Consider the following 17482-nt stretch of genomic DNA (forward strand, 5'->3'; position numbering starts at 1 on the left):
CTGAGAATCGTTGAGATTTTCCTTTGGGTGACGCTCTGTGGATTCTGCTCGCCGCGTCATGTTGCGACGACCCGCGAGCCAGCGGATGAAAGGCATCGCGAGCGCGCAGAGCTGTTCAGCTGTGCACGCTCATGCTTTGTAGCTGCCACAGCGTGCGGAATTGACCGGGGACCTCGCGCAGCTCACGCGGAGCGCCGTCCTGTATCAGACGCCCGGCGTCCAGCACCAGAACGCGGTCGAAATTCGAGACGGTCGACAGCCGATGCGCCACCGCAAGCACCGTGCGGCCGCGCATCAGATCCGTCAGTGCCCTCTGGATGATGGTCTCGGAATCGGAGTCCAGCGCCGAAGTGGCTTCGTCGAGAATCAGGATCGGCGCATCTTTCAGGAACGCACGGGCAAGCCCCAGTCGCTGGCGCTGACCGCCCGACAGCATCACCCCGCGCTCGCCCACCTGGGTTCGATAGCCTTCGGGCAGCGCGCGGATGAACGCGTCGCAATAGGCTTGCCGCGCCGCACCGATGATTTGCTCCTCCGTGGCGTGGGGCGAGCCGTAGCCGATGTTTTCCATAATGCTGCGGTTGAACAGGGCAGGCTCTTGGGGCACCACGGCAATCTGCCGACGCAGGCTGTCCTGGCTAACCGAACGAATGTCGCGCCCGTCGATGAGGATTGCGCCGCTGCTGACGTCGTCCAGACGCTGCAGCAGGCTGATCAGCGTCGATTTGCCGGAGCCCGACGCGCCGACGATGCCCACGCTTTGCCCGGCCGGGATGTCCACTCGCAGGTGCCTGAACACCTGCACGCCGCCAGGGTAACGGTAACCGACGTCCACTAGCTGGATGTGGCCCAGCGGCGGTGCCAGCTCTTCGCGGGTATCACTGAGGGCATGGGGCTGGGCGATGATGTTCAGGGTCTCGGCAATCACGCCCATTTGCTGAGAGGTGTCTACCAACGCCAGGGCCAGGTCACGCGAGCCGTGCAGGATGCGAAACGTCAGCGCGCTGACCATCACCACGTCGCCGGGCGTGACCTGTGCATCGAGCCACAGCAATATCGCCCAACCCAGCATGCCGCCCGCCATCACCGACAGGCAGATGTCATGCAGCACGCGGGCTTTCTCCAGGTAAATCCAGCTGCGCCGCTGGGCGCGCGCCTCGACGCCGATCTCCCGCTCCAGCCGTGCGCGCTCGCGGTCGCGTCCCGAGAACGCCTTGATGGTCCAGACGTTGGACACCAGGTCGACGATTTCCCCCCCCACCCGCGCAGACTGCGAGGCGAAATCGATGTGCCGTGTACGCCCGCGAATGCCGATCACGGTGATCAGCGCAGCGACCAGCAGCACGCAGACAATCAGCGCCAGGGCCATGGACAGCCGCACCGTACACAGCACGATCACCGCGCCGATGAAGTCCACGCAGGGCGGAATGATCTTCCACGCTAGCCCTCCGTAGATGGAACCCGCCGCCGCGCCGGCTGACGACACGCGATTGGCCAGCGCCCCGGCGAAATGCTGGGTGAAGTAACGCATCGGGTGACCGGTGAGGTGGGTGAACAGGTCGATGCGCAAATCTGCGCAACTGCCCACCACGGTTCGGCAGCCCAGCCAGCCGCCCAACCGCCAGAACACGTTCTCGGTCACGATCAGCGCGAGGAACAGCGTGAACGGGCCCCAGACATGGGCGACGTGTTCCCTGCCGGCGGCCATGGCGTCCACCAGCAGTTTCATCCCGTATTGCACCGCAACCGCACAGCCGGCAGCCCCGATGACCAGAAACAGCATGGTCGAAAAATGCCACGGGCGCACACGCACGTAGCGCCACAAAAACGCTATAGGCGTCAACGGCAGAGGACACTCGCGCCATCGGTCATTTTTCATCGGCCACTCCCGCAGGCTCCGGGCGGATATCACGCTGTGCGTGGGCCATCAATCGCTGTTGCAGCGCCTGGACCTGCAAGTGCAACGGATGAAACGCCGCGCGCTTGCCCTCGCCATCGGGATAACCGAACAAGCCGGTCGGGCAGTAGCGCCCGTCGTCCCAGCCGGGGTAGTCCAGAAACGGATACCAGCAGACGCCCTCCATGGGCACGCCTCGATCAATGGCCAGAAGCACCTGATCAACGACGTATTTGAACCACGGCACACGCTCCTCGTCCTCGCAGCCGGTTTCAGACAGCAACACCGGGCGTTGGTAGCGCTGGTGCAACTCCTTGAGCATGCCCGCCAGCGGTCGGTACTCGGCGCTGCCCCGCGGGATCATGCCGCCGTTGAACACCCACTGGTTGTGCGGGTAGAAGTTGGCGCCGAGGATGTCCAGGTACTTCTCGTCACCGCCCAGCCCCGGCCACTGCCGCCCGGCCAGCATGTCCCAGGCCTCGAACTGCGCCAGGCGATACCGCTCGGCGGCCTCCTGGTCCTCGGCACGTCGGGAACCGGAGACCACGTTGATCAGCGGATCGCACTGGACGAAGCGCGCCGCCGGCACGACATCGCGCACGGCTTCGATGGCGGCGATGCTGGCCCGCACCAACTGGTGCTTGAGTTCCAGGCCGCGCCCATGCGCTGCAGGATTGAAGTAGCCGACTTCCCCACCCGCCCAGCTCCAGAAAGACATCTCGTTGATGGGGGAGTAAAACGGCACGTCCTCGCCCTCCTCCTTCATCAACCGCGCAGCCGCCCCAGCGAAGCGCGCGAAGCGGTCAACGAAGCCGGGGCGCCAGATATCGACATCGTCGGGATAACCGTAATGACACAGGTCCCAGATGACCTGGACGCCTCGACCTCGAGCTGCCCGCAACATCGGCAGGAAGCTGCTCCAGTCATAATGGCCGGGACGGGGCTCGATCAGGTGCCAGCGCAACCCGTCCCGGGCACAACGAATGCCCAGGCCGGCAAGCTGCGCATAATCGCTGTCAGCCCACTGCGCATGACCGGTCGACGCCGACAAGTCCAGGCGCCTGCCATCCCTGCGGCGCTGGGTCGAGCACTCATAGCCGGCCATGAGGAAGCTCTTGAACAGCGCGCCATTGTCGCCAGCGCCATGACTGCCGTCCCAGCGGCGCTGTACCGTCATGACGCCGTTGCTCCGGCGGCCTCGGGCGCAACCGCATGGCCGTCTCCGATGCGCTGATACAGGGCCAGCGCCTGACCGACCACCTGGTCCATGTTGTAGTACTTGTAGGTACCCAGGCGTCCAAGGAACGTGACATTTGCCGTCTCGTCAGCCAGAGCCTTGTATCGTTTGTACAGCTCGGCGTTCTCCGGGCGCGGCACCGGGTAATACGGGTCGCCGTCGTCACAGGGAAACTCGTAGCTGATGCTGGTCAGCGGGTGGGTCTGCCCGGTCAGGTGCTTGTATTCGGTTATGCGTGTATAGGGCACGCTCTGGTCAGGGAAATTGACCACCGCCACCGGCTGGTACTCGGCCTGCTGCACCGTCTCGTGCTGAAAGCGCAGCGAGCGGTATGGCAAGCGCCCGAAACGGAAATCGTAGTACTCGTCGATCGGCCCGCAGTAGATCAGGTGACGGTGGGCAATCGATTCACGCACGGCCTTGAAATCGGTGTCGAGCAGGATGTCGATGTTCGGGTGATCGAGCATGCGCTCGAACATGTGCGTGTAGCCCTCACGCGGCATCATCTGGAAGGTGTCAGTGAAGTAGCGATCGTCTTCGTTTGTTCGCGTGGGAATGCGCGAGGTCACCGATTTGTCCAGATCGCTCGGGTCCAGCCCCCACTGCTTGCGGGTGTAGCCGCGGAAGAACTTCTCGTACAGCTCGCGACCGATCTGGTTGATGACGACGTCTTCAGAAGTGCGAATCGTTGACACCGGTTCTGCACGCTCGGCCAAAAATACTTCGGCTTCTTCGGACGTCATCGACAACCCGTAAAGTGTGTTGAGGGTCGTCAGGTTGATCGGGATGGGCACCAGATGCTCGTCTACTCTCGCCAGGACGCGGTGCTCGTACGGACGCCATTCAGTGAATTGCGAGAGGTAGTCGACAATCCGCTGGGCGTTGGTATGGAAGATGTGCGGGCCGTAGCGGTGCACCATCACGCCGGCATCGTCCAGATGGTCGTAGGCATTGCCGCCAATGTGCTCACGCCGGTCAATCAACAACACTTGCTTGCCCAGCCCCGCCGCCAGCCGTTCGGCGATCACGCTGCCGGCGAAACCGGCGCCGACGATAAGGTAGTCGTAGCCGTCATGGGGCGCGCGCGACGAGGCGCTGATGGCCTGTTCTAGGGTTATCTTAGGCATTCGATCTGCTCCTTCATGAAACGGCTGGTTTTATCCCACGACATGCCATCAAGGGCGGCATCGGCGCTGCGCAGGAAATCCGCCGAGCCCTTCTGACCCAGCGCAGCTTCTATGGCGGCGACGAACGCGCTGGCGGTGTCGGCGATGGTGACTGCGCCGCTCTGGCCGTAACCACGGATGACGTCATGGATCGGCGTTGACACCACGGGGCAACCGCCGGCGAGGTACTCCGGGGTTTTGGTCGGGCTGATAAAGCGCGTGGACTCGTTGATCGCGAACGGCATCAGCGCGACGTCCCAGCCGGCCAGATACGCCGGCAGTTCTTCATAGCGCTTGCCCCCGAGGTAATGAATATTGGGCAGCCTGGGCAGCGTCGCCGGGTCAATTTTGACCACCGGCCCGATCAGAACGATTTGCCAGTCCGGACGTTGGGCCGCGAGTTGCGCCACCAGATCAATGTCGAAGCGCTCGTCGATGACGCCAAAGAATCCCAGCCGCGGAGTCGCAATGGCCGCCTGGTCAGCGGGTTCCGGCAGGCCCTGGCGGGCAGCGGCGAAGTGTTCAATGTCAACGCTGCTCGGCACCGGATGCGCATTGTCATGCTGACGCTGTTTGGCTTCCCACAGGCTGTAGCCACCGGTAAACACCACGTCGGCGCGGGTCATCAGCTGGCGCTCCATGTCCACCAGACGCGGCGGCGCACCCCGGAAGGCCGACAGTTCGTCCATGCAGTCAAAAATGGTCACCGCGCCCTTCAGATGATCGGTGAACGCCAGGCTCATGGGAGTGAGGTACCACAGCAGCAACTCGCCCGCGCCCCGGGATTGCAGCAGCTCATCCAGCAATGCGCGTTGCGCGTCGGCCACTTGCTCTTCGCTCAAGCCATGCGCAAGGCGCGGCACCACGACTTCGATACCTGGCGCCGGCTGCGAATGATCCAGATGCGGCGTGGCGTGGTCGTCAAACACCGGCTCCTCGAAGAAGATCACGTCGTAGTCCTGCGCCAGGCGCGACATCACGTGCTGAGGCCGTTGGTACACGAACCCCCAGCGCAGGTGCGAAAGGCACAGCAGCGTCGGACGGGTTTGCGGGTGGGAGTGGAGTGGGTGGTCAATCGCGACGGCGGATAAAGAGTCAGGTTGTTCGGCAAGATTCATGGCGTCTTCCTTCTGGGATGGGCTGTTGTGGGCCATCACTTCCTTGGCTTCAACGTCGAAAGAGCGCGCGGCAGTCAGTGATCTGTTTGCGCGGCTCATGCAGTTGGAAGTCGCCCCTGACCGCCCCGTTCATCTGCGCAAACGCTTTGCCGATGAACAGCACGTACCGGTGGTTCAAGACGGTGGAACTCCCCGTCATCTGCATCCCCATAACCCTGACAGACACGGGTTTTCTCGAGCTGGCTTTAGCTCGGCAAGCCCATAAAAGGAGGTCCGGCCACAGGTCGCCGGGGGTCAGTTCGGGGGTTACAGATGATTTTGATTACGGGCGGTGCAGGCTACATCGGCGCACACGTAGCGCTGGAATTGATGCAACAGGGCGATGACGTGCTGATCCTGGATAACCTTTGTAACAGTTACCGCTCGACGCTCGACTGGATCGCTACACTGAGTGGCCGTCGCCCGGGGTTCATCCAGGGCGATGTGCGCAATCGCGGCTTGCTGGACACGGTATTCGCCGACTACCCCATCGACGCCGTCGTGCACTGCGCGGGCCTGAAGGCGGTCGGCGAAAGCGTCCGCGAGCCCCTGCGTTACTACGACACCAATGTCGGCGGCACGGTGACGTTGTGCCAGGCCATGGCCCATGCCGGGGTGTTCAATCTGCTTTTCAGCTCGTCAGCCACGGTCTACGGGGATTGCGCAACGATGCCCATTGATGAGACCTGCGCCACCGGGCAGCCGACCAACCCTTACGGTCAGTCCAAGCTGATGGCCGAGAACGTGATGCAGAGCATGGTGTGCTCCGATGAACGCTGGTCGGTCGGGCTGCTGCGTTATTTCAATCCGATCGGCGCGCACAAGTCCGGCTTGCTGGGCGAAGCGCCCACCAGCACACCGAACAATTTGCTGCCGTACTTGTTGCAGGTCGCCAGCGGGCAGCGTGCAGCGCTCAGCGTGTTTGGCCGCGATTACGACACGCCCGACGGCACCGGGGTGCGCGATTACATTCATGTGGTGGATCTGGCCGAAGGGCATGTGAAGGCGCTGGATGCACTGCGCACCCAGCGTGGCGTACAGATCTGGAACCTGGGCACGGGCCTGGGTTATTCCGTGCTGGAGGTGGTGCGGGCGTTCGAGAAGGTGTCGGGGGTGCAGGTGCCGCTGGTTTTCGAGGGCCGTCGCGCGGGGGACATTGCGCGCTGCTGGGCCAATCCGGAAAAGGCCCTCAATGAACTGGGCTGGAGCGCGCGGCGTTCACTGGACCGCATGCTGGCCGACGCCTGGCGCTGGGAATGCCATCTGCATCAGGAAGAGGCTACGACACTGGTGAGCTGACGTCTGGGCGGGTCCGGAGGTGGGGGGTCAGACATGGCCCCTTCCCGGCTGAAGCCGGTCCCACAGGGACAGCGCTCCGTCCTGGACTCCGAGAATCGAATCTGTGGGACTGGCTTTAGCCGAGAAGTGCTTCTGTAGGACCGGCTTCAGCCGGGAATCTATTCTGTGGGACCGGCTTCAGCCAGGAATTGCTTCTGTAGGACCGGCTTCAGCCGGGAATTGCTTCTGTAGGACCGGCTTTAGCCGGGAATCTGTTCTGTGGGACCGGCTTCAGCCGGGAATTGGGTGAGAGCCAGTGCCACTGAATATTGACCTCCTTCAGTGGCACCGGCTCATTTTCAACAACTCACGGGATCTGGTGCTTTACGCCGGCTTCCAGGCCACCGCATCTATGCCCAGCCGCTCGGCCTTGGGTTTTGACAACTTGATGGTCCTGTCACACCGGTATTTGGGGATGTCGGCGACGCCGGCGTCGACGGCTGCCCAGTGCCACGCTTCTGCATTGTCCATCTGCTTTGCGCACACGTAGAACCATCGAGGCTTGCCGTGGAACAGGTACTCGATCCGGTAGTGTTGGGTATGTTGCATGATCGCGATCTCATTCACAGGTCAATTCGTATTGTTGGTTTCCAGAGAAGGTGGACGGCTCACTCATCGGTCGGCGACGCCTGAGCGCTAGGGGTCGGCCTGGGAGGCGGCAGATCGGCTGTTGGTGCCCGTAGGCGAGTGCTTTTGCGGTTGCATGATATGTTCGCGGCCGGTCGGGTCCGCCAGCTGCACGGCATCCCCACGCTGCCAGGCATCCGCGCCCTGAAGGACCGGCTGGGCCTTGATATCGGCGCGATTAGCGCGCGTCTGTTCAGTGCTGATGCCCATGCGCCGATTACGTTGCTCGACCATGGCGGGATCGGCCTGGCCGTCAGCCGTGAAGCCCATCATCAACTGCGGGACACCGAGCGGCAGCTGCTTGTCCTGGTCGGTGTGCCAGGTATGCCAGGTCTTGCCGTAGGTGTTGGCGAGCTTGGCCATCAACGCATGCTCGGCGGTGTCAGGGATGCCCGGCGCCACCAACTGGCCTGATTTCACTTCGTGGGCATGGCTGTGCCAAAGACGCTTTTCACCTGCCGGCAGCTGCGCAAAAAGCTCGGCGCTGATGATGTATTCGACGCCCATCAGCTTGGCGTCCTTAACGTTGCCGTCGTAGATGACGCACTGAATAAACGACTCGCTGAGCACGGAGCAGTAGTGATGCGCTTCCATTTGCACATCGGGATGGCCGTTGTAGAAATGGAATCCGTCCAGGTAGGCGTTCAAGGCGTCAATGGGCGGCCTGGACTGGAGGACAGCTGCACCTGCGTCCAGCACGCTCAAGGTGGCACTGGTGGGTTTTCCCGGGCTGGGCACATTGGATTGCGTGTCATCACTCGCGCAGCCGCTGAGTGCAACACAGGCCAACATGACCGATATTCCAAATCTGGAACTCAGGCATCGCGACCGGGTAAGGAACATGCGTTCAGGCGCTAACCGCATGGTAAGTCTCCATCATTGAGGCCTTAATCTTTCAAGGGCGGCTTCGTGCCGCGTACAAAACTGGGGCGGTACCCGATAACTCAAGTAAGCGCTTCCACACACGCGCCGAGCGGCGTGTATTAAAGGTGACCGTGAGCAAAATATGAATGTTCATCACATATTTGAAATTTAGGGACGAACGGCCGGAACTCCCTTCAAACGGTTAGTGCAACTAAGCACTGAACATTCGAGTCAACGTATTCGAATGGATGGATGATTGAGTCCCGTTATTTAGACCAAGGCTGCTGACGGCCAGTGGGGGCAGGTAATGTGCATCACTGACAAAGCATCCAAAACGTTAGTTGCCCATTTTTAGCCGGAGAGATGCCTGTTAGTTGATATCTAAACGCCACCAGTTTTGGCCTATTTAAAAAAGTCCGGCATTGCAACAGCGGGAAGCCTGATCGACCAGGCCTGCCAGGAGAGCGTCGCGCCCTCCCCGTTCTCACAGCCCTATTCGGTCTGACGCTGCCCTGTATCAGCGCATGGCAAGCGCCCGGATTCGCCTCCGGCAATCCGTTCGGCCTGATCCCGGCCGCGTTGCAGAGCGTCCTCTACCGTCCACTCGTCCTGTGACAACGTTTCCATACGTTCCACAACACGCTCGCCGTCCGCTGCGTACACGCACACCAGGACCTCGACGCCGCTGGCGCCTTCGCGCGCACGGACTTCTATCTGGCAACCGTTTTCTGCCGCCTCGCTGTAGCACTCGTCAGGTGTCTGGGACCGGGTCCAGTTGTTATAGGCATCACCGCGATTGAACATGGAATTGCTCCTTGGAAAGAGGGTAATAAGCAACGACTCACTCTACAGACTAAAGCACCGCAGAATGATTCCGGCCAGTCGCTTAAACGGCCAAGTTCCGTCAGCCCGAATAGTTGCCGTTTCGTTAGTTATGCCGTTCGTCACCCGTTCATTGGCGTTGTTAAACCATCATGCAGCGCCTCATTCCAAACCGTTAATTGCTGTTACACATTCCCGGCATCTTGTTAGTTGCTTCTACCACTTACCCGAGGGGGACAGACCCTATGGTTTCGCCTGTTGGTTCTCAAAAATGCGCGTGCCCCAAGTGCACATGCGATGCCGCACCAGAAAGTAAATTTACCCGCAATGAAGAAGCTTATTGCAGTCTCGCCTGCGCCGATCAACACCCGGCGGGTGCTCCTTGCCCTGATACGGCGTGTCATTGCGAAGAGGTCAGTCAGGAACAACAAACCGGCGTCAGCGAGCCGCAACTTGACGAAGCGGTAGAAGAGACTTTCCCGGCAAGTGACCCGATCTCTCCGTAACCCGCCCTGTACACGAAACGTAAAGCTGCATTCAAACCGCTAAGGGCGACGCCGAAACAGCGCGTCGCTGGATTAACCGCAAGGAGTTGAGCGCTATGGGAACTGTGAGGCGCTGTTTGTGCATCGGCTTATCGGCCTTGTTGTTATCGGGCTGCAACCTGATTGTCTTCAACCCGAAAGGCCAGGTCGCGATTGACGAACGCAATCTGATCATTTTGGCCACCGGGCTCATGTTGCTGGTGGTCATCCCTGTGATCGTCATGATGTTTCTGTTCGCGTACCGCTATCGGGCAACCAACAAGTCAGCCGATTACAAACCGCGCTGGGCCAGCTCCCACAAAATCGAAGCAGTGGTGTGGGGCGTGCCCCTGGTGATCATCATCATTCTGGGCATCGTTACCTGGGTGACAACCCACGCACTGGATCCCTACCGACCCCTGAACTCCGATGTGCCGCCGGTGAACGTTCAAGTGGTCGCCACGGACTGGAAATGGCTGTTCATCTACCCGGATCTTGGCATCGCCACGGTCAACGAACTGGCCTTGCCCGTCCACACGCCTGTCAGTTTCACCATCACCTCCGATGCGGCGATGACGTCATTCTTCATTCCTGCGCTCGGCGGGCAGATTTATGCCATGGCCGGCATGCAGACCCGGCTGCACCTGATCGCCAACGAGACCGGCGAGTTTCGCGGCATCGCGGCCAATTACAACGGCCAGGGCTTTTCCGACATGCACTTCAGCACCCTGTCCACCACTCGGGCCGACTTCGACGCGTGGGTCAGCAAAGTCAAAGCTTCGCCGCAGAAACTGGACCGTACCGCATATGACACGCTGGCCAAGCCCACCATCGGCCATCGCATCGAGTACTACTCGAACGTCGATCAGGGCCTGTTCATGGCCATCGTCGACAAGTACGAAGGCATGAATAAGGGCAAAGCCGCAGAGAACCGTGAAGCCAAGGCTCAGCCGACGGACACCGGGACAGGCGCCATGACAACCGAAGACACGATGGCAAAGGAGCGTTGAGATGTTCGGGAAATTGACCTGGGAAGCGATCCCAACCAGCGAGCCCATCGTGATGTACACGCTGGCAATCGTGATGATCATCGGCGTCGGCGGTGTGGGCTGGATTACCCTCAAGGGCAGCTGGGGTTACCTGTGGCGCGAGTGGTTCACCTCGGTCGACCACAAGAAAATCGGTTGCATGTACATCATCGTCGCCCTGGTCATGCTGCTGCGCGGTTTCTCCGACGCCATCATGATGCGCACCCAGCAAGCGCTGGCCTCCGACGGCAGCCCGGGCTACTTGCCGCCCGAACATTACGACCAGATCTTCACCGCCCATGGCGTGATCATGATTTTCTTCATGGCCATGCCCTTTGTGGTCGGCCTGATGAACGTGGTGGTGCCGCTGCAGATCGGCGCGCGCGACGTGGCTTTTCCCTTCCTCAACGCGCTGAGCTTCTGGCTGTTCGTGGTCGGTGCGATGCTGGTCAACGTGTCGCTGGGCATCGGTGAGTTCGCGCGCACCGGCTGGGTGGCCTATCCACCCTTGTCGGAGTTGGGCTACAGCCCCGGGGTGGGCGTGGATTACTACATCTGGTCGCTGCAGATATCAGGGATCGGCACGCTGCTCACCGGCGTGAACTTCTTCGTCACCATCCTCAAGATGCGCACCCAGGGCATGACGCTGTTCAAAATGCCGATCTTCACCTGGACCTCGCTGTGCACCTCGGTGCTGATCCTCGCCGCCTTCCCCATCCTGACCGCGACGTTGGCCATGCTGACGGTTGACCGCTATCTGGGCATGCACTGGTTCACCAACGAGGCCGGTGGCAACCCGATGATGTACGTCAACCTCATCTGGGCCTGGGGCCACCCTGAGGTGTACATCCTGATTTTGCCGGCGTTCGGGATCTTTTCGGAGATCGCCGCCACGTTCAGCCGCAAACGGCTGTTTGGTTACGTCTCCCTGGTGTGGGCGACCATCGCGATCACCATCCTGTCGTTCATCGTCTGGTTGCACCACTTCTTCACCATGGGCGCAGGCGGCAATGTCAATGCGTTCTTCGGGATCATGACGATGATCATCGCAGTGCCGACGGGGGTGAAGATCTTCACCTGGCTGTTCACCATGTACAAAGGCCGTATCCGCTTCGAAACGCCGATGCTGTGGACTCTGGGCTTTATCGTGACCTTCAGCATCGGCGGCATGACCGGGGTCTTGCTGGCGGTGCCCGGCGCGGATTTCATGCTGCACAACAGCCTGTTCCTGATCGCTCACTTCCACAACGTGATCATCGGCGGTGCGGTGTTCGGTTACATGGCCGGGCTGACTTACTGGTTCCCGAAAATGTTCGGCTTCAGGCTCAACGACAAGCTGGGGCGCATTGCCTTCTGGTGCTGGCTGGTGGGCTTCTACCTGGCGTTCATGCCGTCCTATGTGCTCGGCTTCATGGGCATGACGCGCCGCCTGAATCACTTCGACAATCCGGAATGGCGTCCCTGGCTGATCGTTGAGGTCATCGGCGTCGGGGTCATTCTGTGCGGCGTGGCCAGCCAGGCGCTGCAGATCTTCATCAGCGTACGCAACCGCCATGCCTACGCCGACAAAACGGGCGACCCATGGGACGGCCGCACGCTCGAATGGGCGACCGCCTCGCCACCGCCGTTCTACAACTTCGCCGAGCAACCGGTGGTGGATGATCTGGACGCCTACTGGGGGATCAAGGAGCGCGGCGTCAGCACCCTCAATCACACCGATTACCGGCAGATCCACATGCCGCGCAACACGGCGGCGGGCCTGGTCATGAGCGTGTTTGCCTTCATTTGCAGCTTCGCCCTGGTCTGGCATATCTGGTGGCTGGTGATTGTCAGCCTGCTCGCCACGGTCGTGACCCTGGTGGTGCGCAGCATGGACGAGGACACCGACTATTTTGTCCCAGCGGAGGAAGTGGCGCGCATCGAGCAGGCAAGACTTAAACAACTGGCGGAGGCCTAACCATGTCAAACAGTGTGCTGAATACGGATATTGCCCACAGCCAGGAGCATGGGCATGAGGACGCGGGGTCATTGACGGTCTTCGGTTTCTGGATCTACCTGATGACCGACTGCATTCTGTTCGCGACGCTGTTCGCAGGCTATGCGGTGCTGCGCGACAGCGTTGCGGGCGGCCCCTCTACCGTCGACATCTTCGAACTGCCGTATGTGCTCACCGAAACCATGTTGCTGTTGTTCAGCAGCATCACCTACGGCTACGCCATGCTGGCGATGAATCGCGACGAACCCACCTATGTGATCCGCTGGCTGGGGCTGACGTTTCTGCTCGGCCTGGGCTTCATCGGCATGGAGATCAATGAGTTTCATCATCTGATCCAGGAAGGCTACGGGCCAGACCGCAGCGGGTTCCTGACCGCCTTCTTCACGCTGGTCGGAACTCACGGCGCACACGTCGCCACCGGGCTGGTGTGGATGGCGATTCTGATGTGGCAGGTCAAGCGCAAGGGCATCAACACCACGACCGCTACCCGCCTGAGTTGCCTGAGTCTGTTCTGGCACTTCCTCGATGTGGTCTGGATCTGCGTCTTCACTGTCGTTTACTTGCTGGGAGTGGTTTGAGATGTATACCCAAAGCCCTGTGAAAAGCTCCGCCGGTAGCAGCCACGGCAGCAAACGTTCCTACACCAACGGCTTTATCATGTCAGTCGTGCTGACCATCGTGCCGTTTGCCATGACGATGTACCCCTCGCTGCCGCGCAATGCGACCGCATGGCTGATTATCGTCATGGCAGTGGTGCAGATTTTCGTTCACCTGAAGTACTTCCTGCACCTGGACACCGCTGCCGAACAACGCTGGAATCTGGTTGCTCTGGTGTTTGCGGCAATCATCATCGTGCTGCTGGTCGGCCTGTCGATCTGGATCATGAGCAGCATCCATCACAACATGCTGGCGCATTAGGGCCTGTCGTAAAGGCTGGGATCAGGGGCTTCCAGCCTGCTACTTCCACCCCAGCTTTTTCTGGATGGCACGGCGATACGGCGTGTCGATCTGTGCCGGAACCTGGCAGATGTACTCGCGAGCGTGCTCAAGTTCTTCACCGGCAAGGCTCTGCAAGTACGCCAGCGCATCCTCACAGGCAGGCAGCCGGCCCTCCGTGTGAAGGCGCGGCGGCAATGCCGTCCAGATGATCGCATCCACCTGGCGATCGCTGGCCCACTGGGCCAGGGGCCCCGTTGCAGAACCGCTCGTTACGAACACGCCGATGCCATCTTCACGCGCGGCCGGAATCTGCTCGCGCTCGCGCAACGCGCTGCATGCCTGCTCCAGCGAATCCGTTGCCAGAACAGCCCACAGCACCCGGCAGGGCGGTGCATTCAGGCACAGCGCCGTGGACAGTTCACCGCCGTCGCCGATTCGCGAAAATTCGACCGGCAACCATGGGCCATCGATGAACCACTCGCTGGCCATCGGCAGCGGGTCCGACTTCCATATCAATGAGCCCCAACCCAGACAGGCTATTACCATCGTTCAACGTCCTTTAAAAATGCATCGGGAAAGTGAGCATCGGGAGCCCGGCCGGTAGGTTCGCGCGCTCACGGTTTCGCTCGCTCACACGCCCCTGTACCGGGTCTGCTGCATTGGGCACGGCTTCGCTTGAAAAGGTCAGTTTTTCGGCTTTTTATCGGCGACTGACCGTTTATTCCTCAAGCCTTCGATAAGGTGGAACTCATGCCTGAACCTGCCTATCAACCCCATACATTCACAGCGAGAGGAACACCTCATGGCAACTCCACAAGAAAACCTGCTCGACTGGCTGCGCGACGCTCACGCAATGGAGCAGCAGGCCGAGAAGATGCTCAAGGCGCAGTCGGAACGCCTGGAGCATTACCCTGACCTGAAAGCCCGCATTGATCAGCACATCAAGGAAACCCTCGGGCAGCAGGAGCTGATCGACGGCTGCCTGACACGTCTTGGCGGGAGTCCTTCGACGCTGAAAGACCTGGGCGGCAAGCTCATGGCGTTCGGCCAGGCGGTCGGCGGCTCGATGATGAGCGACGAAGTGATCAAAGGCTCGATGGCCGGCTATGTGTTCGAAAACGTCGAGATTGCGATGTACACCGTGCTGATCGCGGCAGCCAAAGCGGCGGGCGATCACGAGACCCAGGCGGTGTGCGAGAAGATCCTGCCGCAAGAGCAGGCCATGGCGAAGTGGATACTCGAGCATTTGCCGCAAACCACCGAGGCGTTCCTGATCCGCTCGGAAGCACCCAACACCGAAGCAAAAAAATAGCCTGACCGCGCGGCCGTTGCGGCGGCCGCGTTTTGCCTGATGCCCCACGTGACGCCGCCCTTGGCTACAGAAACACGCCCGCCAGCCGATATCCACACACAGTCATAACGTTTTGCAGCGCTGCAAGTGGTGCCGTTGTCTTTATTTACAGTTGCGCGCGTTGGGTCCCTTTTTATGAAATTCCTGCCTTTTAAACGATTGAAAGCGCTGGTCAGCGTTCCGCGAACCAACGCCCGCCTGCTGGAAGCGCAATACATCGCGCTGTCCAGACAACTTCCGATGATGTACGTGATCCTGCTGATCAACACCCTCGCCCTGGCGGCCACCCACTACGCAGTGGCACCCACTTGGCTCACGGTGTACATCCCGCTGGTGCTGACCCTGGTGGGCGGGCTGCGGGCCGGCATCTGGTGGCACAGCCGCGGTCAGCGTATTTCCACCGAGCAAATCCACAAAAAGCTGACGCGCACCAACCAGCTCACCGTGTTTATCGCATTCGGTTTCACGATCTGGTCGTTGCTGCTGTTTCCCTATGGCGACACCTACACCAAGTCACATGTGGCCTTCTACATGGCAATTACGGTGATTGTCTGCATCTTCTGTCTGATGCATCTGCCCTCCTCCGCCATGATGACCACAGCGGTGGTCAACATCGCCTTTGTGGCGTTCTTCGCCACCGCCGGCAATGCCACTTACACGGCCATGGCGGCCAACGTTTTTCTGGTTTCGCTGGCGATGATCGTGGTGCTGCAAAACCATTACGGCGAGTTCACCCGGCTGGTGAACATGCAGATCCGTACCGAGAAACTCAGCGACGACAATCAGCGCCTGGCCAACGAAGACAGTCTGACCGGGTTGCCCAACCGGCGGCAGTTTTTCAGCATGCTCGAGCGCGAGCTGGTCAAGGCGCGAGAAGACGGCTCACGGCTTGCCATCGGCATGATTGATCTGGACGGTTTCAAGCCGATCAACGACTCCTACGGCCATGGCGTGGGCGACAAACTGCTGCGTCAGGTGGGCGAGCGTCTGCTGGCGTTCGCCAGCGACCAGCTCCACGTGGCTCGACTGGGCGGCGATGAATTCGGCCTGATCATGGTCAACGCCGGCGCCGAAAGCGTACTGGTCAAGCAAGGCCTGGCTCTGTGTCGGGCCATGCGTCAGCCCTTCGTCATCGGTGACATCCAGGTGACGATCAGCGCGTCCATGGGTCTGGTGGTGTTCCCCGACCTGGCGAGCACCGCAACCGAATGTTATGAGTTTGCCGACTACGCCTTGTACAGCAGCAAGCGCGAGACGCCCGGGGAGCTGTGCATGTTTTCCGCCAGTCAGCATCAGCGCCTCAAGCGCGATGTGCTCACCGAACAGGGCCTGCGCCAGGCCAATGTCGAGGAAGAGTTCACGCTGGTGTTTCAGCCGATCATCGACATCCGCACCTCGCGCACCGTGGCTTTCGAAGCCTTGGCCCGATGGATGAGTCCAAAACTGGGCAGCGTGGCGCCCGGGCACTTTATCGGCGTGGCTGAACGGATCGGCCTGGTCAACCGCCTGACCCCGCCGCTGCTGGCCAAGGCCATGCAGGCCGCGCAGTCATGGCCGGTGGATGTGCGCCTGTCATTCAATCTGTCGGCGCACGACTGCTCGTCGATGGAGGCGGTTGAGCAGTTGATCGGCGTCATCCGTGGAAGTGGTTTCGACGCCACGCGGCTCGACCTGGAAATCACCGAGACCGCAGTTATCAAAGACCTGGTGCAAGCGCAACGGGCGATCAATGCGTTTCGGGAATTGGGTTGCGGCATCTCGCTGGACGACTTCGGCACCGGGTATTCAAGCCTCAGTCAGCTCCATGCCTTGCCGCTGACCAAACTCAAAATCGACCGCACCTTTGTCACCGATATCCACCAGAACCCGGCGAGTTACAAAATCGTCAAGTCGCTGTTGGCGTTGAGTCAGGACATGGGTTTGCAGTGCATCAGCGAGGGCGTCGAGACCGAGGCCGAACTGCAGGCATTGCGCAGCCTCGGTTGCACGCTGGTCCAGGGTTACCTGTTCTCGCGGCCAATGCCCCTTGAACAAACGCTGAGCTGGGTCGGCCCCGAACGGGATGCGGCGCTGGTCGTTTAAGCAGCGGCATCTTCATCGCCCGACAGGCCGCCATCGCGGGCAAGCGCGCTCCTACAAAAGCTGGCGTGAGCATGCAGTCGTGACGGACACGAAAATCCGTAGGAGCCGGCTTGCTGGCGAATGCATTCTTCCAGCGACATCATCGTTGCCTGACACACCGCATCGCGGGCAAGCGCGCTCCTACACCGGATTCGCTGCGGATCACGTACCGGTGGCGGCGTGCGTACGCGGGATACGCGGCGAATGACGTATCGGTGGTAGTGCGCATACGCGGATCTGCGGCGAATGACGTATCGGCGGCGGTATGCGTGCGGACGGGCGATATGCGGCGAATGACGTATCGGTGGGGGAATGACGTCCGTAGGAGCCGGCTTGCTGGCGAATGCACTCCTGCAGCGGCATCATCGTTGCCTGACACACCGCATCGCGGGCAAGCGCGCTCCTACACCGGATT

17 protein-coding genes are annotated in these 17482 nt (G+C 60.8%); 8 read left to right on the forward strand and 9 right to left on the reverse strand.

The annotated features are described in order from the left end of the window. Positions 1-115 precede the first annotated feature (115 nt). Genes QRN48_RS23630 through QRN48_RS23645 form a run of 4 tightly spaced genes read right to left on the reverse strand, consistent with a single transcriptional unit; the run spans position 116 to position 5418 of the window. The gene (locus QRN48_RS23630) at positions 116-1879 is read right to left on the reverse strand and encodes an ABC transporter ATP-binding protein (protein ID WP_285353677.1); all 1764 of its coding nucleotides are present in this window, start codon (positions 1877-1879) and stop codon (positions 116-118) included. Continuing rightward, positions 1869-3074 carry a glycoside hydrolase family 1 protein gene (locus QRN48_RS23635; protein WP_285353679.1) on the reverse strand — a complete coding sequence of 402 codons (1206 nt, stop codon included), beginning with the start codon at positions 3072-3074 and terminating at the stop codon, positions 1869-1871. The genes QRN48_RS23630 and QRN48_RS23635 overlap by 11 nt, the downstream gene beginning before the upstream one ends. Then, complete coding sequence (gene glf, locus QRN48_RS23640; RefSeq protein ID WP_285353680.1) at positions 3071-4261, reverse strand: UDP-galactopyranose mutase; 1191 nt, start codon at positions 4259-4261, stop codon at positions 3071-3073. Before glf ends, QRN48_RS23635 begins: the two co-directional genes overlap by 4 nt. Beyond that, positions 4249-5418: a glycosyltransferase family 1 protein gene (locus QRN48_RS23645; protein ID WP_037009968.1), complete on the reverse strand. Its 1170-nt coding sequence runs from the start codon at positions 5416-5418 to the stop codon at positions 4249-4251. Before QRN48_RS23645 ends, glf begins: the two co-directional genes overlap by 13 nt. Positions 5419-5730: 312 nt before the next feature. Here QRN48_RS23645 and galE point away from each other — a divergent pair, with 312 nt between their 5' ends. Next, the gene (gene galE, locus QRN48_RS23650; RefSeq protein ID WP_285353681.1) at positions 5731-6756 is read left to right on the forward strand and encodes a UDP-glucose 4-epimerase GalE; all 1026 of its coding nucleotides are present in this window, start codon (positions 5731-5733) and stop codon (positions 6754-6756) included. 363 nt (positions 6757-7119) lie between these two features. On the opposite strand, the gene QRN48_RS23655 is transcribed toward galE, so the two are convergent. The 3 genes from QRN48_RS23655 to QRN48_RS23665 form a co-directional block, all read right to left on the reverse strand. Continuing rightward, a complete protein-coding gene (locus QRN48_RS23655) occupies positions 7120-7344 on the reverse strand; it encodes a DUF6555 family protein (protein WP_037009964.1) in 225 nt (74 codons plus the stop codon). Positions 7345-7431: 87 nt separating this feature from the next. Continuing rightward, positions 7432-8214, reverse strand: a complete 783-nt coding sequence (locus QRN48_RS23660) for an OBAP family protein (RefSeq protein ID WP_285353683.1) — start codon at positions 8212-8214, stop codon at positions 7432-7434. A gap of 564 nt (positions 8215-8778) precedes the next feature. After that, positions 8779-9090, reverse strand: coding sequence for a hypothetical protein (locus QRN48_RS23665; RefSeq protein WP_285353684.1), 312 nt, complete (start codon positions 9088-9090; stop codon positions 8779-8781). Between the two features lie 263 nt (positions 9091-9353). Here QRN48_RS23665 and QRN48_RS23670 point away from each other — a divergent pair, with 263 nt between their 5' ends. From QRN48_RS23670 to cyoD, 5 genes are all read left to right on the forward strand, one after another. Next, positions 9354-9614 carry a metallothionein gene (locus QRN48_RS23670; RefSeq protein WP_285353686.1) on the forward strand — a complete coding sequence of 87 codons (261 nt, stop codon included), beginning with the start codon at positions 9354-9356 and terminating at the stop codon, positions 9612-9614. 95 nt (positions 9615-9709) lie between these two features. Next, entirely contained in the window at positions 9710-10642 is a 933-nt protein-coding gene (gene cyoA / locus QRN48_RS23675) for a ubiquinol oxidase subunit II (protein ID WP_285353688.1), read from the forward strand. Between the two features lies 1 nt (position 10643). Next, positions 10644-12617 carry a cytochrome o ubiquinol oxidase subunit I gene (cyoB, locus tag QRN48_RS23680; protein WP_037009959.1) on the forward strand — a complete coding sequence of 658 codons (1974 nt, stop codon included), beginning with the start codon at positions 10644-10646 and terminating at the stop codon, positions 12615-12617. A 2-nt stretch (positions 12618-12619) separates the two neighbouring features. Then, positions 12620-13234 (forward strand): cytochrome o ubiquinol oxidase subunit III, encoded by a 615-nt coding sequence (gene cyoC / locus QRN48_RS23685; RefSeq protein ID WP_037009958.1) that lies wholly within the window; start codon positions 12620-12622, stop codon positions 13232-13234. A 1-nt stretch (position 13235) separates the two neighbouring features. Beyond that, complete coding sequence (gene cyoD, locus QRN48_RS23690) at positions 13236-13574, forward strand: cytochrome o ubiquinol oxidase subunit IV (protein ID WP_285353690.1); 339 nt, start codon at positions 13236-13238, stop codon at positions 13572-13574. Between the two features lie 39 nt (positions 13575-13613). Here the strand turns inward: cyoD and QRN48_RS23695 are convergent, their stop codons facing one another. Next, on the reverse strand, positions 13614-14141 hold the full coding sequence (locus QRN48_RS23695) for an aldo-keto reductase family protein (RefSeq protein WP_285353692.1): 528 nt from the start codon (positions 14139-14141) through the stop codon (positions 13614-13616). 256 nt (positions 14142-14397) lie between these two features. Between QRN48_RS23695 and QRN48_RS23700 the strand changes: the two genes are divergently transcribed. Continuing rightward, positions 14398-14907 (forward strand): ferritin-like domain-containing protein, encoded by a 510-nt coding sequence (locus QRN48_RS23700; RefSeq protein WP_037009954.1) that lies wholly within the window; start codon positions 14398-14400, stop codon positions 14905-14907. 174 nt (positions 14908-15081) lie between these two features. Beyond that, the gene (locus QRN48_RS23705; RefSeq protein ID WP_285353694.1) at positions 15082-17028 is read left to right on the forward strand and encodes a putative bifunctional diguanylate cyclase/phosphodiesterase; all 1947 of its coding nucleotides are present in this window, start codon (positions 15082-15084) and stop codon (positions 17026-17028) included. A 201-nt stretch (positions 17029-17229) separates the two neighbouring features. On the opposite strand, the gene QRN48_RS23710 is transcribed toward QRN48_RS23705, so the two are convergent. Continuing rightward, positions 17230-17482: hypothetical protein (locus QRN48_RS23710; RefSeq protein WP_285353696.1), on the reverse strand; the 253-nt coding region annotated here is incomplete at its 5' end.

This window comes from Pseudomonas sp. ME-P-057 (assembly GCF_030208975.1).
In the GTDB taxonomy this organism is placed as follows: Bacteria; Pseudomonadota; Gammaproteobacteria; order Pseudomonadales; family Pseudomonadaceae; genus Aquipseudomonas; species Aquipseudomonas lutea.

Coding starts and splice junctions, on each gene's coding strand:
- QRN48_RS23630 (WP_285353677.1), bottom strand. CDS start 1,879: ATGAAAAATGACCGATGGCGCGAGTGTCCTCTGCCGTTGACGCCTATA.
- QRN48_RS23635 (WP_285353679.1), bottom strand. CDS start 3,074: ATGACGGTACAGCGCCGCTGGGACGGCAGTCATGGCGCTGGCGACAAT.
- glf (WP_285353680.1), bottom strand. CDS start 4,261: ATGCCTAAGATAACCCTAGAACAGGCCATCAGCGCCTCGTCGCGCGCG.
- QRN48_RS23645 (WP_037009968.1), bottom strand. CDS start 5,418: ATGAATCTTGCCGAACAACCTGACTCTTTATCCGCCGTCGCGATTGAC.
- galE (WP_285353681.1), top strand. CDS start 5,731: ATGATTTTGATTACGGGCGGTGCAGGCTACATCGGCGCACACGTAGCG.
- QRN48_RS23655 (WP_037009964.1), bottom strand. CDS start 7,344: ATGCAACATACCCAACACTACCGGATCGAGTACCTGTTCCACGGCAAG.
- QRN48_RS23660 (WP_285353683.1), bottom strand. CDS start 8,214: ATGTTGGCCTGTGTTGCACTCAGCGGCTGCGCGAGTGATGACACGCAA.
- QRN48_RS23665 (WP_285353684.1), bottom strand. CDS start 9,090: ATGTTCAATCGCGGTGATGCCTATAACAACTGGACCCGGTCCCAGACA.
- QRN48_RS23670 (WP_285353686.1), top strand. CDS start 9,354: ATGGTTTCGCCTGTTGGTTCTCAAAAATGCGCGTGCCCCAAGTGCACA.
- cyoA (WP_285353688.1), top strand. CDS start 9,710: ATGGGAACTGTGAGGCGCTGTTTGTGCATCGGCTTATCGGCCTTGTTG.
- cyoB (WP_037009959.1), top strand. CDS start 10,644: ATGTTCGGGAAATTGACCTGGGAAGCGATCCCAACCAGCGAGCCCATC.
- cyoC (WP_037009958.1), top strand. CDS start 12,620: ATGTCAAACAGTGTGCTGAATACGGATATTGCCCACAGCCAGGAGCAT.
- cyoD (WP_285353690.1), top strand. CDS start 13,236: ATGTATACCCAAAGCCCTGTGAAAAGCTCCGCCGGTAGCAGCCACGGC.
- QRN48_RS23695 (WP_285353692.1), bottom strand. CDS start 14,141: ATGGTAATAGCCTGTCTGGGTTGGGGCTCATTGATATGGAAGTCGGAC.
- QRN48_RS23700 (WP_037009954.1), top strand. CDS start 14,398: ATGGCAACTCCACAAGAAAACCTGCTCGACTGGCTGCGCGACGCTCAC.
- QRN48_RS23705 (WP_285353694.1), top strand. CDS start 15,082: ATGAAATTCCTGCCTTTTAAACGATTGAAAGCGCTGGTCAGCGTTCCG.